Origin of the sequence: Salinicoccus albus DSM 19776 (assembly GCF_000385175.1) — a bacterium.
Taxonomy (GTDB): domain Bacteria; phylum Bacillota; class Bacilli; order Staphylococcales; family Salinicoccaceae; genus Salinicoccus; species Salinicoccus albus.
Genome location: NZ_ARQJ01000033.1, coordinates 62,508 through 80,218, shown reverse-complemented (window position 1 = coordinate 80,218; position 17,711 = coordinate 62,508). Strand labels below are relative to the sequence as shown.

Here is a 17,711-nt window from a genome sequence, read left to right as displayed (position 1 = left end):
GCGGTGAGGTCATGAATAAGGAGTATCCATATTCAGAAGATGATGTTCTGGACATGTGCAGTCAATATATGGATGAAGATGATATGCGCATGGTCAGAGATGCCTACGAACTGGCCGAAGATGCACATGAAGGCCAGTTCAGAAAAAGTGGCCTTCCGTACATTCTTCATCCCGTGCAGGTGGCAGGGATTCTGGCTGAGTTGAAGCTGGACGGACCGACAATTATTGCCGGCTTCCTGCATGATGTGGTGGAGGATACCCCTTACACATTCGGGGACCTCGAGACCATGTTCAATGAAGAAGTTGCTGTGATTGTAGACGGTGTCACTAAACTTGAAAAAGTGAAATACCGTTCCAAACAGGAAGAACAGGCTGAAAATCACCGCAAATTATTTGTAGCAATCGCCAAAGATATCCGGGTGATTCTGGTCAAACTGGCTGACAGACTGCACAATATGCGGACGTTAAAAGCAATGCCTGAAGCAAAGCAGATCCGGACCTCCCGGGAAACGCTTGAAATTTACGCACCGCTTGCCCACCGGCTGGGAATTTCCAGCATAAAGTGGGAGCTTGAAGATACGGCGCTCAGATATATGGAGCCGCAGCAGTATTTTAAAATTGTCAGCATGATGAAGAAAAAACGGAGCGAACGCGAGAAAGTGATCAATAATGCGATTGAACGTATTGATGCTGAGATGGACAATACCAGCATCGAAGGAAAATTGTCCGGCCGTCCCAAGCATATATACAGTATCTATAAAAAAATGAATAAACAGCATAAGCAGTTCGAGCAGATATTCGACCTGCTAGCAGTCAGAGTCCTCGTCCATAACATAAAGGACTGTTACGCAGTGCTCGGTCTGATTCATACCATATGGAAGCCGATGCCGGGCAGATTCAAAGATTATATCGCCATGCCGAAGCCGAATATGTACCAATCCCTGCATACCACTGTAGTTGGACCGAACGGGGACCCGCTCGAGTTCCAGATCAGAACGTTTGAAATGCATGAAATTGCTGAACACGGGGTAGCAGCACACTGGGCATATAAAGAAGGTAAAGAGGTGAAAGGCGACACCTCTATCGATAAGAGAATCCACTGGTTCAAAGACCTGATTGACCAGGAGACATCCTCTCCGGATGCCGAAGAATTCATGGAAACGTTAAAGACTGACCTGCTCAGTGATAAAGTGTATGTATTCACACCAAACGGCGATGTGATTGAGCTGCCGAAAGGTGCTGTGCCCATCGACTTCGCATATTCCGTCCACACCGAAGTCGGCAATAAAATGATCGGCGCCAAAGTGAACGGTAAAATTGTTCCCATCGATTATGAACTCTCCACAGGTGAAATCGTAGAAGTACGTACGAGCAAACAGTCATACGGGCCAAGTATGGATTGGCTGAAGCTTGTCAAATCCTCCAGTGCCAAAAACAAAATCAAAGCGTTTTTCAAGAAGCAGGATCGTGCAAGCAATATCGAAAAGGGCAAATTTGCCATTGAACATGAGATAAAAAACCGCGGTTATAAACCGGATGATGTGTTAAAAGACCAGTACTTGAATCCAGTGCTTGACCGCTATAACATCTCCAATGATGATGATCTTTTCGCAATGGTGGGGTTTGGCGGTGTGACGGTTCAGCAGGTGTCCAACCGCCTGATGGAAAAGTTTAAAGTCACTGAAGAAAAAACAAATCAAATCGAAGAAATAGACCGCTCACACCATTACAAAGAAATATCCACCGAATCCGGCGTTTACGTCGAAGGTATGGACAATCTCCTGATCAATCTTTCCAAATGCTGCAATCCGATCCCGGGCGATGATATTAAGGGGTATATCACAAAAGGACACGGGGTAAAAGTGCATGTGGCGACATGCCCGAACATAAAAAATGAGACAGAACGGGTCATCGATGTTGAATGGGTCAAGAATAAGTACAAAGACCGCAAATATCAGGCTGATTTGGATATTACAGGCTATGACAGACAGGGACTTGTCAATGAAGTGCTCAACGTCGTTGCCAGCACCAAATTCCCGATCACCAGAGTGAATGGTGTGGCTGATGTGGATAAACATGCAAAGATCAGCCTGTCGGTAATGGTCCAAAATGTTGCGGACCTGTATAAAGTAGTCGAGAAGATCAAACAGCTCCCGGATATCTACAGCGTAGAACGCGTATTCAAATGAGGTGAAAATAATGAGAGTCGTGCTTCAGAGGGTTTCCAATTCGATGGTGATCAGCAATGAGTTATATAATGAAATCGGACAGGGTTATTGTCTTCTTGTAGGTGTTTCTTCAGACTCAACTGAAGCGGATGCAGTCAAACTGGCCGAGAAAATTGCTGCGAGCAGAAATTTCGAGGATGATGAAGGTAAGATCAACCGTTCCATTGCCGATGTCGGCGGGGAGATTTTAAGCATTTCACAATTCACGTTGTATGCGGATATGAAAAAAGGGAACCGGCCCAGCTTCACTAAAGCCGCCGGGAGAGAACATGCAGACAGACTTTACAAGCTGTTTAATGAAACATTGCGGGACGCCGGCCTCGTTGTCAAAGAAGGGTTTTTCGGAGAAATGATGGAGGTCAGGATCAATAATGACGGACCGATTACTATACTCTATGAAGCTGCAGATGGAAAGATTCTGTAATGGACACTGTCAAACAGCTCTTTAAGACCATCGGCAGCGGTGTACTGTACTTTTTCAAGTACAAAAAGCATCTTTATATTCCACCGCTGTTTTTTTTAATTCTGGCAGGCATCATCATCGGTGCTGCGGTCTTTGTTTACAATACATTCATAAAAGCAGAAGCGGAACAGGTGGACATGTCATTTGAAGAAACTGCCGGGGCGTACGATTTTTCGGGTACAACGATTGTGCTTGATCCCGGCCATGGCGGCAAAGATCCCGGTGCCACCAGTGCGACGGGTGTTACAGAATCCGAGGTTGTTTTCAACATAGCGAATACACTGCGAAACCGTCTGGAAGAAAGCGGCGCCGAAGTGATTCTGACAAGGGAGAAAAATGAGTTTGTTACACTGGATGCCAGAGGCATTGAAGGCGATCTGTTCATCAGCCTTCACAGCGATGCGATGGAGGACCCTTCGATCACCGGTTTTACCACCTACTATACTTATGCCAATCAGGAAGCATTTTCACAGAGCATCAATGAATCACTTGATGAATATTCCTACTTCCATAACAGGGGGAATAACCAGTACAATTTCCAAGTCATATGGCAGCTAGATTATCCGGCCGTGCTAATTGAACTGGGTTACCTGAGCAATGCGTTCGATGACCATACGCTCACGGATGAATCCTATCAGGACCGGATGGTGACGGCGATTCTGGAAGGCATCAGTAATTATTTGAATTGAATGCTTGACTTGTGAGCATTTTATCAATATTATATTATTTAATCGAATCATAATATAAAAGTATTCAATGACCCGAAGAGGTGGTGCTGGAGATGACACAGAGATATCTGCCACGGCTGAAAGCAGATGCATCGAAGGGGCCGGTGAACCGACACTTCGGCAGAATCCTCTGGAATGGGGCGGTGACGATCGTTAAACGGCAAGAGGGTCTGAATGTCAGGCCGAATCTGGGTGGCAACGCGGCTCGACCGTCCCTTATATCCCGAACCGGGATATAAGGGACTTTTTAATTTACAAAGGAGTGTGAAAACATGATCCAAATTCCAAGAGGAACGCAGGACATTTTACCAGCTGAGTCATACAAATGGCAGTTCATAGAAAAAAAGCTGAATGAAATCGCTAATAATTACAATTATAAAGAGATCCGGACCCCTATATTTGAATCCACAGATCTGTTTGTCAGGGGAGTCGGCGGTTCAACGGATATTGTCAATAAGGAGATGTACACTTTTAATGACAAAGGTGATCGGAGCCTGACATTAAAACCTGAAGGGACAGCCCCAGTTGTCAGAAGTTACATTGAAAATAAGATGCAGCATGATGTGACTCAGCCAGTGAAAGTCTATTACCTGGACCCGATGTTCCGGTATGAGCGGAAACAGAAAGGGCGCTATCGCCAGTTTGTCCAGTTTGGTATCGAAGCCATCGGAGTGGAGGACCCGCTGATAGATGTCGAAGTCATCAGCATGCTGATGACTATCTATCGCTCTTTCGGTCTTGAAAACCTCAGGCTCTATATCAACTCCATTGGCGACCAGGACAGCCGCGCCAACTATAATGAAGCACTGGTTGGACATTTTAAGCCGTCCATCCATGAGTTCTGTTCGGACTGTCAGACCAGAATCGACACAAATCCGATGCGGATACTGGATTGCAAGAAAGACCGTGATCATGAACTCATCCAGACAGCGCCGAGGATGTACGATTATTTAAATGATGCATCGAAGCAATATTTTGAAGCGGTGAAATCCAATCTGAAAGCCATCGGTATTGAATACGAAGTGGACTACAACCTGGTTAGGGGGCTGGATTATTATACCCATACAGCATTTGAAGTGATGAGTGATGCTGAAGGCTTCGGAGCAATTACAACGCTCTGCGGCGGCGGCCGATACAATGGTCTGCTCGAGCTGCTGGACGGTCCGGAGGAAACCGGCATCGGTTTTGCGCTCAGTATCGAAAGACTGCTGCTTGCACTTGAAGCCGAAGGTATAGAAATCCCGGAACCCGAAGGTATCGATCTCTATATCTGTACGTTGGACGATAAGGCGATGGAAAAGGCGAGCCATCTTATACATTCATTGAGAGCGAACGGCATCAGCTGTGATATCGACTATAAACGCCGCAAGCTGAAAGCGCAGATGAAAGATGCGGACAGAAAAGGAGCCGCCTACACGATTGTGCTGGGTGAAAACGAACTGTCTGCGGGGAATGTCGAACTCAAACACATGGCAACAGGAGACTCAAAAACAGTTCATCTGGATGAACTGGTCACTGTACTGGAGGAAGAACGATGATTAGAACATATGCGACAGACATAACAGAAAGCAATACGGGTGAAAGTGTTAAGTTAAACGGATGGGTGCAAAGACGGCGTGATCTTGGCGGTCTGATCTTCATAGATCTGAGAGACCGGTCAGGTATCATCCAGGTGGTCTTCAATCCGGAAGTTTCCAAAGTGGCGATGGAAACCGCAGAGGATATCAGATCGGAGTATGTGGTTGAAGTCTCCGGTGAGGTGCTGACCCGTGATGAATCCCAATTCAACGAAAATATATCGACGGGCACCATCGAAGTGATGGCGGATACTTTAGAAGTCCTTTCCAAGGCGGAAACACCGCCTTTTCAGGTCTCAGACGAAGATATCGGGGAAGATGTGCGTCTCAAGTACCGTTACATGGATCTCCGCAAACCAAGACTGCAGAACATATTAAGGCTCAGGCACCAGATTAACCGCAGTGTGAGAAGTTTCCTGGACAATGAGGCTTTTACAGATGTGGAGACACCGGTACTGTCAAAATCCACACCGGAAGGCGCGCGGGATTATCTTGTCCCTTCCCGCGTCCATGAAGGCGAATTTTACGCCCTGCCGCAATCCCCGCAAATTTATAAACAGCTGCTGATGCTCTCCGGTATGGAAAAATATTACCAGATCGTCAAATGTTTTCGCGATGAGGACTTGAGGGCAGACAGACAGCCGGAATTCACACAGATTGATATTGAAATGTCATTCGTCAGCCAGGAGCAGATGCTCGAGCTGAACGAACGGATGCTCAGCCAGGTAATGAAGGAGGTCAAAGGCATCGACGTCAAATTGCCGTTCCCGAGGATGACTTACGGCGAAGCAATGTCACAGTACGGTTTGGATAAACCGGATACACGTTTTGGCATGAAACTGATTGATCTTTCTGAGTTCAGCCGGGAAGTTGATTTCAAAGTATTCCGTGCGGCGGTAGAAAACGGTGGCATGGTCAAAGCAATTGTCGTCAAAGGGGAAGCGGATAACTACTCGAGGAAAGATATCGACAAGCTCGAGGAATATGTTAAAACCTACGGGGCTAAAGGGCTCGCATGGCTTAAAATGAAAGAAGATGCGCTGAACGGGCCGATTGCTAAATTTTTCAACGACGATAATCGAAAAGCATTGTTTGAAAATATGAATCTGGACAACGGGGATCTCATTTTATTTGTTGCTGACACAACCAAAGTGGTGCATGCATCCCTGGGTAATTTGAGGAACAAGCTGGCCAGAGATCTGGATTTGATCGACAAGGATCAATACAATTTTCTGTGGGTGACCGACTGGCCTTTATTCGAGTATGATGAAGACTCAGGGCGGTATACAGCAGCCCACCATCCATTCACCGCGCCAAAGAGAGAAGATGAAGACATGCTCGAAAGGCATCCGGAAAAAGTGAAAGCCAACGCTTATGACATCGTACTGAATGGCTATGAACTCGGCGGCGGCTCCATACGTATCCATGATGCAGAACTGCAGAAGGAAATGTTCAGGGCATTGGGATTCACGGACAAAGAAAGGGACAGGCAATTCGGTTTCTTGATCGAAGCATTTAAATACGGCACGCCGCCGCATGGCGGTATCGCTTACGGTCTGGACCGTCTCGTCATGCTGCTCGCAGGGACCGACAATATCCGGGATGTCATCGCGTTCCCTAAAACCGCCAGTGCTTCAGATCTCATGATGAATGCACCGTCTCCTGTGAACGAGGAACAGCTGAAAGAACTGCACATTGAAGTGGACAATGAAGAATAATTTAAATTTATATGATAAAGGGTAAAGCCAATTAAAAGCGGGCTTACCCTTTTTTATTTCCAGACTTCTTTCTGTTATCATACAGAAATGTAGGGTATATAAGCACTGAAAGGTGGTCGTTCATAATGAAGACAGCATTTATTTCTGATATTCATGGAAACGCAACAGCTCTGGAAGCTGTGCTGGCAGATATTGGTAGGAAACAGGCGGATAGAATCGTTGTGCTTGGTGATCTGTGTTACCGCGGTCCGGAACCGAAAAAATCACTGGATCTGGTAAGAAATTTAAATACGGATGTCATCAGAGGCAATGCCGATGATTGGATATATCGGGGTGTCAGGGCCGGTGAAGTACCCCGGCAGAACCTGGATATCATGAGAGAAGAGCAGCAGTGGACGCTTGACCGATTAACCGCAGAGGACGTGGAATATCTCGGTCACCTGCCAGCTGAAATCACCGTCGGACTGACAGAGAACATCACTGTCCATGGATTTCACGCAACACCCGATAGTGTGTTTGAACCGGTCCAGCCGAACGAACCGGACGAAGTGCTTGAAGACAAATTAATGAAAAAACAGGAATCGGATATTTACCTGTATGGGCATATCCATCACCCGTATGTGCGTCATATCAAAGGCAAATGTGTCGCAAACCTGGGCAGTGTCGGACTGCCATTTGATGGATTGAACCAAGCATCCTATCTGATTGCAGAAGGTGATGGCTCGCAGTTTAATGTCGGTATTCACCGCGTTAAATATGATATTGAAAAAGTTAAAAACCAGCTGAAGGCAGCGGATTACCCCAATTTGGAATTCCTGAGCGGCACCATCGAACGCGGGTCTCTTCCACAATAATTTTATATCAGCTCAATAAGAGTCACTGAGGAAACTAAATGCCCGTTTGATTCTTATTGGGTTCTTTATCGTTTCATAAAATGGCAATTGGAAGGTGATTTCAAGTGGTGATAAACAATTCAGTTGTTACTATAATATATCAATTACCATATAATCCATATTTGAAAAGAGGGGTTAGATGATCAGATTTGATACTGATTACACTGAAGGGGCACACAAGCAGATTCTTGAACGTCTGATTGAAACGAATGATGAGCAGCTGCCGGGTTATGGCACCGATCATTATTCCAATACAGCGAAAGCGTACATAAGAAACCTCTGCGGCAATGAGGTGGATGTCCATTTCATGATGGGAGGGACGCAGGCGAACATGACCATCATTTCATCAGCACTCAGGACGCACCAGGGCGTCATTTCTCCGGATACCGGACATATCGCTGCTGATGAAACGGGAGCCATCGAGTCGACCGGACACAAAGTACTGCAAGTGGCCAATGAAAATGGCAAACTCTCTGCCGGCCAGGTAAATGAATATGTCGAGGATCATTGGAACAGTATCGAACGCGAACATATGTCCCAGCCAAAAATGGTCTATATATCACAACCGACCGAATCAGGCACCTTATACTCAAAGGCGGAGCTGGACGAATTGAGAGCGGTATGCGATACGCATCATCTATATCTGATGGTCGACGGGGCAAGACTCGGATATGCACTGGCGTCCGAAAAAAATGATGTCGGCTTGGAGGATCTCGCCAATTTATGCGATGTCTTCTACATCGGAGGGACGAAGATAGGCGCCCTGTTCGGAGAAGCGGTGGTCATCAAGCATGAAAATCTCAAAACGGATTTCCGCTATATCATAAAGCAGAAAGGCGGGATGCTGGCCAAAGGCAGGCTGCTTGGCATCCAGTTCAAAGTGCTTTTTGAAAACGATCTGTACCTTGAAATATCCAAACATGCCTTGGAGATGTCGAAACGTCTGACAGAGGCATTTGAAGACCAGGACATCGAAATGGCTTACCCATCCCAGACCAATCAGCTTTTCCCTGTATTGACCACACATCAGATGAAACAATTGAGTTCAAAATATGCATTCCAGCCTTGGGAGCCTGTGGATTCTGACAGAACGGCGGTACGCTTCTGCACCAGCTGGTCAACTGACATTCAGGATGTCGATGCTTTAATCGACGACTTGGCGAAACTTCAGAAAGGGAATGCAGGCAGCTGAGGACTCTATAATAGCCGAAAGCAAGGTGACAGCTTTTAACATAAATGCATTTAGTTTTAAGTACTTGGAGGTATTTAGTGAGAGTTATTTTCTTATCAATCATATCATTATTGATTTTATCCAGCTGCCAATCTAATGAAACATCGGAGGAAACAGCAAATAATGCAGCGGACAATACAGATGAAACGACAGCAGAATCTTCTGATGAGAGTACCAATAATGAGACGTCAGAGGAAACAGCCAGCAAGGAGCAATCTGAGACAAATGAAACATCGGAGGGACCCACTGAGGAAAATAAGAATAGCGCAAATGAAGCAGAGGAACAAAAGTCTGCGAACAACTCTAATGATAACGAAAATAATCAAAACGCCACTGCGTTTGATATTCATTCCGATGCGGTTCAACAAGCATTATTTTCCCCAAGCAGTATTGAGGAAGAAAATTTAACATTTTCACAAGATGTCATTACCCAAGGGATGTCCCGGGCTGAAGTCGAAGAACAATACGGTACTTATGATCTGATTTATCCAGGTGAAGGGGCCCCCGTAGTTATCTATGGAAATCTGGGGGTGGTTTATTCAGACTCACGTCCTTTCATTCCAAATAAGGATCCCGGTGAGGAAAATACAACCCCCGATGAAAACAATGTCGAAGATGTTTTATTCTATGCTGGCTTGCCATATAACGAAGTGGTAGAGGCATTGGGAGAACCTGATGTTGGTGTTTATGAAACCGAAGGGGGACCCGTCGGTGGTGTGCAACGCATGGAGTATGTAATCGAGGACAAAGAAACCGCCACAGTCAAAGGTGTATTTGATTTACACGAAAACGAAGCAGGGGAAGAAATAGTTGGTAGTATGCTAGTCACAGAGGAGCCAGACGATGCTGATGAATCTACAGCACAACAGCCAGAAGAATCAGGTACTATTAATAGAGACAGATTTGATGCATTTATAAGTAATTATATCAATAGTTTAATGGCATATTATAATAACGGCAATGACACTATACTGGATTATATGCGTGAAGAATCACCAATGTACGAAAAAATCTCATCCAACAAAGCTTCTGGAAATTATCGGAATCATGAAACGTATCATACAGAAATTATTGATATTACAAATGTTGAGGGGAATGTATATGAGGTTATTGTTAGCAGGGAATATTCACATGAAACTTCAAATGGAAGGAGCACTACAGAAGTAGAATATACAATCGTTGAAACACCTCAAGGATTTATGATTTTTGACTATCAAGCGTTGAATAATGACTCGAATGGCTAGTCGCAATTTCATTCTATGAAACATAGTAAGACTCATTTTGATTAATTTTCCAAAATGGGCCTGTTCTTAATATAGAAATTGACATGAATTTAAAATATTTGATAATATGAACATATACTAATATTATCATATAAATAACTTAACATTAATAAGGAGGCATTCATGTGGAAGAGTCAAATGGGAATATGTCGCCTGAAGACAAAAAAGAACTTGATGAAGAAACCTTATTTGTTGTATCCCAGACTTTCAAAGCGCTTGGTGACCCCACGAGGATTAAAATATTGAACTTACTGTTCCATGGCGAGTACTCTGTCAATGATATAGCGGTTACGCTGCATCTTAGACAATCCACTGTTTCACATCAGTTAAGATTTTTGAAAAATTTACGATTGGTTAAGTATAGAAGAGACGGGACGACATTGTATTATTCACATGATGATGTCCATGTAATGAATGTGCTGAAAGAAACAATTGATCACGCCTGCCACCACTAGTGCATGAGTGTAAGATTGAATTATACTTAAAACATGTATGAGTGCACATATTAACATATATTAAAAGGAGGGAGATAAATGAGTCACGAACATGCCCACACACATGGTGCAAATAAAAAGGTATTATTGATCAGTTTTATTATTATTACGCTCTATATGTTCATTGAGACAATCGGTGGATTACTCACCAATAGTCTGGCCCTGCTGGCGGATGCGGGACACATGCTGAGTGACGCGGTATCACTCGGGATCGCATTATTAGCTTTTACGGTGGGAGAGAAGCTTGCAAATCACAGTAAGACATATGGATATAAGCGTTTTGAAATATTGGCAGCAGTCCTTAACGGATTGACACTCATAATCATCGCACTGTATATATTTTATGAAGCATTCCAACGTTTTCAGAACCCGCCGGAGGTTGCTTCAACAGGGATGCTGATCATCGCAATCATTGGCTTATTGGTTAATATTCTTGTGGCCTGGACCATGATGCGTGGTGCAGATGTCAAAGAGAACTTGAATATGCGCGGCGCATATATGCATGTGATTAGTGATATGCTCGGTTCTATTGGAGCAGTTGTTGCAGCTTTGCTGATCATGTTCTTTGGATGGGGCTGGGCAGATCCATTAGCCAGTGTCATTGTTGCGGCGCTGGTACTTCGCAGTGGCTATTATGTTGTGAAGGCAAGTCTTCATGTCCTGATGGAAGGGACACCGCGGAATGTGAATTTGGAAAATGTAATCGACACCATCCGAAATACGAAAGGTGTTCAAGATATTCATGATTTGCATGTATGGAGCGTAACAAGTGGATTAAATACACTTTCCTGCCATGCAGTTGTAGATAACCAGATGTCAGTAGCTGGAAGTGAGCGTGTCCTCGAGGCACTTGAACATAGGCTTGAACACCAAAATATTCATCACATGACGATACAGGTGGAAACACCTGAACATCAGCATGACAATTCGATTTTATGCAAAGTAAAAGGTAAATTACCTGAAGGACACTCCCATGGACACAGTCATCAGCATTAATAAAAGTAAAATTTTTGAAGGGGAGAAAAAAGAGGCGTGTATGGCAATGATTTTAAACCTTTGCCAGGGGACTGAATTATATTTGAGATATCGGTTTTTGTCAGTATCCGAAGATAATGATATAGATAAAAGCGATAATTGCCATAGTGATAAGACTTATTGCATAATATTTGCGCGGATTCTCTTCATCATCATCCGGCAGTCTATTTAAAATTGTTCCGATGGCACCACCGCCAATCAAACTGACTGCTATAGACCCGATCATTCTAGGAAATGTATAGAAAGTGATTACTTCCATAATTATGTATAAAAAGCCGAAGAGTGCCACACCTAAAAGGGTTGCAATACCATACTTTTTTGTATTCGGATTTGTCATTTTCTCCTCCTGCATTCCTTATACTCCTTAACTAAAAGTTCATATTACAATATATGATCAAAGACTATCCCCATCATAACAATACTGGCAATGATTGTCAGAGATTTTACTTATCCTGTCGTTCATGGGAAACCTTACACTCATCCATCAACAATAATAAGACACGTACGCAGACATTGTGCCTCGTATCCGCCACTCTAAATATGAGCTGTAACAGGAGCAGATAATATTTCATCTTTCAACCACCTGTGTACCTGTGCCCATGTCGCCCAAGTGACGGCGGTCTTTTCGCAGTATCATCATCCCGGCCAGAATGAGCAGAAGCAGGATGCCGGAATTGCCGAACATGAACCAGCTCATTGAGTAATCCCTGTAGATTCCGGCAATGACCCCGGTATGGCCAATCTGCCAGGGCAGAAATTTTACCGTGTTGCGGATCAGGCTGTGGAGATACGTATGTCTGCTGAAGATGACTTTCAAGTTCATTTTTCTTTTTCCGACAGTTCCATATGGAAATTTATACTCCATGATGGAGAAACAGAGAACAACCGGCAGAACAGTGGTCACGAAGGAAATTAAATGGGCATTCATTTCGCTGAATTCCGGAATATCTTCGAAAAGAATCAGGTAAAGCAGCATCATCGTGATGAATAACAGGCAGAGATAGATCACTATGGCGATATAGTCGATCGCTAGAGCAATCAGACGCGTTTTATTTGCAGCAGGATTCTTCATAAACACATCTCCCACGGACTTTATATAGTATAATATTACCATGAGCAGTTGTCTGATCCTATAGCGATCCGCTAATAAACGGAGGAAATATAATTCCCGGAGCACCGTTATCACTGAATAATATTGGCCGTGTGTTTTCAGGAGATATGATGCTGGTTTGTGAACGGTTCGAACTCATTGATGTACATGATTATGATGTGCTATAAATGACTGGCATTGCACGGGAGATGCGATTCGATATTTAGAAGGAATGATATTAAATGGCAGAGCAACACGGTGAACGCTGGCTGCAGGAAAAGTATGGCACAATGAAGCAGGCAGCTGCTTTTTATAACAATCAGATGCTGGATCATGTCAATGATGTGATGATAAATTTCATCGCCGGACAGGACATGATGTTCATATCAACCGCAGATTCAAAAGGGGAATGTGATGCGTCATTCAGGGCTGGCATGCCGGGATTTGTCAGGGTGATCGATGAAAAGACACTGATATATCCTGAATACAAAGGAAATGGGGTAATGGCGAGCCTTGGGAATATTACTGAAAACCCGCATATCGGATTAATGTTTATCGATTTTACCGAAAATCAGATCGGCCTGCATGTGAATGGCAAAGCCTCAATCATTGAAAATGATCAATTGGCTTTATCGGACATTCCTGAAGCGGTAAGGGAAGAAATGAAAACTGAAGAAGGAAGCAAAGCGCTGCGCTGGGTGGTCATCGAAGTGGAAGAAGCGTATATCCATTGTTCGAAACATATCCCAAAACTAAAAAAGCTGGATAGATCAATACACTGGGGCACGGATAATGAAAAACAAAAAGGCGGGGATTTTTTCAATGCTAAACACAGCAAAAAGGATTAGGCGCACGAATGCGCCTAATCCTTTAATGGTAAGATTTAAGCCTCCAGAGCTGACTCCGGGGGCTTAAATCAATGGAAAATATTATCAGACTTTCTTTTTCCCGAAATAGAGCAGGCCGGTAAGCAGACCGATCAACAGCATAACTGACGCAAAGATGAGGAAGGGCACCGGACCGAACATGAAGACGAGCGGTGCAGATAATGCTGTGACCAGACCGCCGCCAAGGAACGGTTCGAAAACAAGCTGTTTATAACCGAAACCTTCAACTGCGGGTGACTTCATTTCAGGGTCCGCCACACGCATCAGCATCAAGCCCGTAGCTGTAACCCCAGTGGACTGTCCAAAATCACCGACAGCTCTTTCAAGCCAGTATGCAGGCATCATCCGGGGACCGAAAACGAAGAAGCCGAAAACGTTCCAGGCAATGCCGGCGAGCGCCAGCAGCAGGAATGGCACAATATATTCACCAAGTACTGAAAGTGAGACGGTGGCAATCGCACTTGTAATCAGAATATCAAGGGAGAAGCCCTGGATTCTTGTGATAATCTGTCTGTTTACGAGACGCGAGGTATCCAATCTGTTAAGAAATACTTGTACAATGAGCCCGCCGATCATTGCCAATGGGAATAATGGTACGTATGTCATAAAATCGGAACCAAACAGGGCACCCTCCACCCATGTGATGGCCTGTAATATAAGGTAGCCGATAAGAATGGCGAAACCGACGATTGAAAAATGAAAAGTGAGTGTTTCAATCGATTCGGGTCTGACTGTCAAATCCCCGGATGTTTCACGGTTCTCAGATTCGACAACGCCCGCTTTTTGGGTCGGGGACATTCCTTTTACATCTGTGATGACGTTTGCGTGATTTCTCCGTACGCCCCAGTTGATGAAAGCAATGCCGACAATGACCCCGGTCAGAATACCAACTGTGGCCAGTCCAACAGCAAGGTCATATGCTTGCGGGAATCCCAAATCTTCAAATGTCCCCTGCAAACCGGCAGCGGTCCCGTGCCCGCCTTCAAAACCAATCTCAATGAGGGCACCGGTAAATGCCGGCATATTATAGAAAGGCACGAGTATGAGCAGCGCCAGCAGCAGACCGATGACATACTGTCCCCAGCCGAGTGTCCAGCCGAACGCCAGCTGCGGTCCGCCAACTTCCCAGACTCGTTTCAACCCTGGCAGGACTGTACCTATAAAAAGGGTTGCAAAAACAATGTTGATCATCAGACCGGGAAGTGCCGACCATACTTCGACAATCTCTGTGGTCATCACCCCGGAAGCCCAAAACGAGTCTCCCCCGGTGAAATTAGCAAGTATCTGGCCGAGGGCTTCAGGCCCCAAGAGCAGTGCCAGAAACCCGCCGATGACTGAGGCGGGCAGGAACAGGTTCTGCATCCATTTTGAACGCATCCTGATCCATTTGCCGATTAATAGAAATATTCCTAAGTATAATAATGCAAAGCCAATCTGTTCAGGACTCATATTTTCATTCCTTTCTTGTTCTTTAAATACCGATATTTACTCATTGTTACATAACATAATCATAAGTGCATAAAAATTGACTGGATTTTGAAGCGGATGTTTATTCCAGCAACCCTGCAGCGTCCAGGTATTCCTGTGCCACCTGATAAGGATCTCTGTCTTCCACGGATACCTGATAGTTCATGTCCTGCATCTCCTCGTCCGTGATCTGGCCGCCGAGTTTGTTGAGCGGTTCGATGATGTCCGGATGTTCATCAAGGAACTCCTGGGTGAATAAAGGGGCGCCCTGATATGGCGGGAACACGTTTTCATCATCTTCCAGCGTCACCATTTCATACTGCCTGAGTTCTGCGTCGGTGGAATACGCATCCAGCAGATTGATATCACCATTATTGATTGCCTGATACCTCAAACTGGGTTCCATGGTCCTGACATTGCTGAAATCAAGATTATAGGTCTCCTGTATGGCTGGATAGCCGTCTTCACGGTCATTAAATTCCAGAGTGAAGCCCGGGTTTATGTCTTCTTCTATACTTTGCAGGTCACTGATCGTCTCGAGGTTATTTTCTTCTGCGAACGTTTCTTTAACAGCCAGTGTATAAGTGTTATTAAATGCCATCGGGTCCAGGAGCGTCATATCGTATTGTTCTTCCAGACTCGATTTTGCCTGCTCATAGACGGCCGCTTCTTCATTTGATTCTGGTGTTTCATTTGTGAGTTCCCCAAGGACTGTACCGGTGAATTCCAAATATCCGTCAATATCCCCGGATTGCAGTGCATTGAAAAGGAAGGTGGTCTTACCCAGTCCGTCTTCGACCTGGACCGTGTAGTCCGTTTCTTCTTCTATCAGGATCTTGTACATGTTGGTGATGATTGACGGTTCCGCCCCCAGTTTGCCGGCGATCGTAATCGACTCGCCCCGCTGTGCCAGAAGGGGGGCACTAATGATTAACACCAGTACCAGAAGTACTGAACTTAAGGTGGCGATAATTTTCTTATATGAGAGATTCTGTATGACGCGCAGCAATATATCAAATAGAATTGCGAGCAGTGCCGCCGGGATGGCGCCGATCAATATCAATGATGAATCATTTCTGTCGATACCGAGCAGGATCAGGTCCCCCAGACCGCCCGCGCCAATGAGCGCTGCCAGTGTCGCCGTACCGATGATCAGTACCATAGCGGTACGGATACCTGCCATGATAACCGGCATGGCAATCGGCAGCTCAACTTTAAGGAGGCGGCGCATGGTCTTCATGCCGATGCCTCTGGCCGCTTCCACAAGTGATCCGTCGACTTCCACAATACCCGTGTATGTATTCCTCAAAATCGGCAGCAGTGCATAGACCACAAGCGCAATGATGGCGGGCAGCCGCCCTATGCCGAACAGGGGAATCATCAGGCCGAGCAAAGCAAGGGAAGGAATCGTTTGCAGCACCGCAGTGATATTGATGACAATTTCAGATGCCCTTCGTGCTTTAGTCAGGAGAATGCCAAGAGGAACCCCAATTAATACCGCAATCAGCAAGGCGATAAACGACAGTTGTATATGCTCAATCAGGGTGGTGAAGAGTTCTCCTCGCCTTGAATTGAGTGTTTCGAAAAATCCATTCATCGTTCGTCACTCTCCTTACTGTCTGCAAGATATTTGAAAACATCTTTGTTTTTCAGTACTTTTCTTTTGTCATCTTCCTTTACGATGATGCCATCAGACTCGGATAGATACTGGAAGGCATCATTAATGGATGCTTTGGATGAGACAGTCGGATAGCCGGATATATTTTCGGATGTTGAGAATGGGTGTGTTTTTGCGACATCTCCCACGGTGATATGCTGAAACCCGCCGGCACCGGCATCCCCGATGAAATTTTTTACAAAATCATTTTGCGGCGCACCCAGAAATTCCTGCGGGGTGCCAATCTGTTCCACATGGCCTTCTTTCAGCAGACAGATTCTGTCTCCGAGCTTCAGCGCTTCCTGTATATCATGGGTAACAAAGACGATGGTTTTGTTAATCTGCTTTTGGAGATCAATAAGATCATCCTGCAGCTTCTCCCTGCTGATCGGATCGAGTGCACTGAAAGGTTCATCCATGAGGATGACAGGCGGATCTGCAGCCAGTGCCCTGGCAACACCCACACGCTGCTGCTGGCCGCCGGAAATTTCATCAGGCCTGCGGTCCCTGAACTGTTCCGGTTCCATACCGACCATTGTAAGCAGCTCATCAATCCGTTCGTCTATTTGTGCTTCCTCCCATTTTTTCATCAAGGGGACCTGCGCAATATTTTCTTTGATGGTCATATGCGGGAACAGGGCAATCTGCTGAAGTACATAACCGATATCCCAGCGCATTTCATACACCGGGTATTCACTGATGGGTCTGTCTTTGAAATAGATATAGCCGGTAGTCAGATGGATCAGGCGGTTGATCATCTTCAGTGTGGTCGTCTTACCACAGCCGGACGGACCGATCAGGACGAAAATTTCACCTTCTTCGATATTAAAACTCACTTCATCAACCGCAACTTTATCTCCATATTTTTTCGTCACATTTTTAAATTCGATCATTGGCTCGCTCCTTAATGATGTCATATTTAGAATTATAAATAATTTTATGTATAATTAAAATAAATGC

17 protein-coding genes are annotated in these 17,711 nt (G+C 45.0%); 12 read left to right on the top strand and 5 right to left on the bottom strand.

Annotation, left to right across the window (positions count from 1 at the left end):
* Positions 1-11: 11 nt before the first annotated feature.
* The 11 genes from G343_RS0112735 (at position 12) to G343_RS0112685 (ending at position 11,611) form a co-directional block, all read left to right on the top strand.
* Positions 12-2,189 carry a RelA/SpoT family protein gene (locus tag G343_RS0112735; protein WP_020008541.1) on the top strand — a complete coding sequence of 726 codons (2,178 nt, stop codon included), beginning with the start codon at positions 12-14 and terminating at the stop codon, positions 2,187-2,189.
* A 10-nt stretch (positions 2,190-2,199) separates the two neighbouring features.
* The gene (dtd, locus tag G343_RS0112730) at positions 2,200-2,652 is read left to right on the top strand and encodes a D-aminoacyl-tRNA deacylase (protein WP_020008540.1); all 453 of its coding nucleotides are present in this window, start codon (positions 2,200-2,202) and stop codon (positions 2,650-2,652) included.
* A complete protein-coding gene (locus G343_RS0112725) occupies positions 2,652-3,380 on the top strand; it encodes an N-acetylmuramoyl-L-alanine amidase family protein (RefSeq protein WP_020008539.1) in 729 nt (242 codons plus the stop codon). The genes dtd and G343_RS0112725 overlap by 1 nt, the downstream gene beginning before the upstream one ends.
* Positions 3,381-3,447: 67 nt before the next feature.
* Positions 3,448-3,576, top strand: a complete 129-nt coding sequence (locus tag G343_RS15865) for a hypothetical protein (protein WP_281167430.1) — start codon at positions 3,448-3,450, stop codon at positions 3,574-3,576.
* 115 nt (positions 3,577-3,691) lie between these two features.
* Positions 3,692-4,957: a histidine--tRNA ligase gene (gene hisS, locus G343_RS0112715; protein WP_020008537.1), complete on the top strand. Its 1,266-nt coding sequence runs from the start codon at positions 3,692-3,694 to the stop codon at positions 4,955-4,957.
* Positions 4,954-6,714 (top strand): aspartate--tRNA ligase, encoded by a 1,761-nt coding sequence (aspS, locus tag G343_RS0112710; RefSeq protein WP_020008536.1) that lies wholly within the window; start codon positions 4,954-4,956, stop codon positions 6,712-6,714. The genes hisS and aspS overlap by 4 nt, the downstream gene beginning before the upstream one ends.
* Positions 6,715-6,839: 125 nt before the next feature.
* Entirely contained in the window at positions 6,840-7,568 is a 729-nt protein-coding gene (locus tag G343_RS0112705; RefSeq protein ID WP_020008535.1) for a metallophosphoesterase family protein, read from the top strand.
* 178 nt (positions 7,569-7,746) lie between these two features.
* Positions 7,747-8,799: a threonine aldolase family protein gene (locus G343_RS0112700; RefSeq protein ID WP_020008534.1), complete on the top strand. Its 1,053-nt coding sequence runs from the start codon at positions 7,747-7,749 to the stop codon at positions 8,797-8,799.
* Between the two features lie 77 nt (positions 8,800-8,876).
* Complete coding sequence (locus G343_RS0112695) at positions 8,877-10,082, top strand: hypothetical protein (protein WP_020008533.1); 1,206 nt, start codon at positions 8,877-8,879, stop codon at positions 10,080-10,082.
* Between the two features lie 185 nt (positions 10,083-10,267).
* Complete coding sequence (locus G343_RS0112690; RefSeq protein WP_033426634.1) at positions 10,268-10,576, top strand: ArsR/SmtB family transcription factor; 309 nt, start codon at positions 10,268-10,270, stop codon at positions 10,574-10,576.
* 78 nt (positions 10,577-10,654) lie between these two features.
* Complete coding sequence (locus tag G343_RS0112685) at positions 10,655-11,611, top strand: cation diffusion facilitator family transporter (protein WP_020008531.1); 957 nt, start codon at positions 10,655-10,657, stop codon at positions 11,609-11,611.
* 100 nt (positions 11,612-11,711) lie between these two features.
* On the opposite strand, the gene G343_RS0112680 is transcribed toward G343_RS0112685, so the two are convergent.
* Together G343_RS0112680 and G343_RS0112670 are read right to left on the bottom strand one after the other, a co-directional pair.
* Positions 11,712-12,002, bottom strand: a complete 291-nt coding sequence (locus tag G343_RS0112680; RefSeq protein WP_020008530.1) for a hypothetical protein — start codon at positions 12,000-12,002, stop codon at positions 11,712-11,714.
* A 216-nt stretch (positions 12,003-12,218) separates the two neighbouring features.
* Positions 12,219-12,722: an RDD family protein gene (locus G343_RS0112670; protein WP_020008528.1), complete on the bottom strand. Its 504-nt coding sequence runs from the start codon at positions 12,720-12,722 to the stop codon at positions 12,219-12,221.
* Positions 12,723-12,982: 260 nt separating this feature from the next.
* On the opposite strand from G343_RS0112670, the gene G343_RS0112665 reads away from it, so the two are divergent.
* A complete protein-coding gene (locus G343_RS0112665; RefSeq protein WP_020008527.1) occupies positions 12,983-13,588 on the top strand; it encodes a pyridoxamine 5'-phosphate oxidase family protein in 606 nt (201 codons plus the stop codon).
* A gap of 84 nt (positions 13,589-13,672) precedes the next feature.
* Here the strand turns inward: G343_RS0112665 and G343_RS0112660 are convergent, their stop codons facing one another.
* The 3 genes from G343_RS0112660 to G343_RS0112650 all read right to left on the bottom strand — a co-directional run bounded on the left by G343_RS0112660 (position 13,673) and on the right by G343_RS0112650 (position 17,644).
* Positions 13,673-15,076 carry a sodium/glutamate symporter gene (locus tag G343_RS0112660; protein WP_020008526.1) on the bottom strand — a complete coding sequence of 468 codons (1,404 nt, stop codon included), beginning with the start codon at positions 15,074-15,076 and terminating at the stop codon, positions 13,673-13,675.
* Between the two features lie 100 nt (positions 15,077-15,176).
* Positions 15,177-16,691: an ABC transporter permease/substrate-binding protein gene (locus G343_RS0112655; RefSeq protein ID WP_020008525.1), complete on the bottom strand. Its 1,515-nt coding sequence runs from the start codon at positions 16,689-16,691 to the stop codon at positions 15,177-15,179.
* Positions 16,688-17,644 (bottom strand): ABC transporter ATP-binding protein, encoded by a 957-nt coding sequence (locus G343_RS0112650; RefSeq protein ID WP_020008524.1) that lies wholly within the window; start codon positions 17,642-17,644, stop codon positions 16,688-16,690. Before G343_RS0112650 ends, G343_RS0112655 begins: the two co-directional genes overlap by 4 nt.
* Positions 17,645-17,711: the final 67 nt, after the last annotated feature.